Below are 549 nucleotides of genomic sequence, written 5' to 3'. Positions count from 1 at the left end.
ACAATGATCATCTCACCATGGTTTGAAAGATGTTGTGGCGCGTGACCTAACAGAGTTTCAGCCGCGTTGTAATTGGTGTCTAAACCACTGTGGAATGGTGGGTTGCTGATGATAAATTGGTAGTCTTCGGCCGTATCTGAGTAAATGTCAGACGCAAACACGCGACCAGACAAACCGTTGGCTTCAAGCGTTGCTTGGCTTGAGGTGATGGCATACGCGTTGATGTCACACATCTCAATCGCAATTTCTGGGTTTGCTTTCGCCATGAACGCGCCTAAAACACCGGCACCACAACCAAAATCGAGCACTTTGCCTGACAAGTTAGGTAAGGTTTCCAGTAGTAGACGGCTGCCTAAGTCAAATTCACCATGACTGAATACGCCCGGTAAACTTTTTACTGTAAGTGACTGCTCACCAAGGGTTACCGTGTAAGACTTAAACCACTCTTCTTGATTGAATGGTTTTGGCTCATTTAAGCAATTACCCCAGTAGAAAGAGCAGCGGCGAGCTGAGTCGTATTTGTTCACCGGGCCATATTCTTTGAACATC

General features: G+C 46.4%; 1 protein-coding gene. It reads right to left on the bottom strand.

Annotation, left to right across the window (positions count from 1 at the left end):
• Positions 1 to 549: methyltransferase (locus R7Q11_RS28590; protein ID WP_225467277.1), on the bottom strand; the 549-nt coding region annotated here is incomplete at both ends.

Source organism: Vibrio sp. 970 (genome assembly GCF_033339075.1).
The sequence above is the reverse complement of the archived record's forward strand: the minus strand, read 5'-3'. Positions and strand labels throughout refer to the sequence as shown.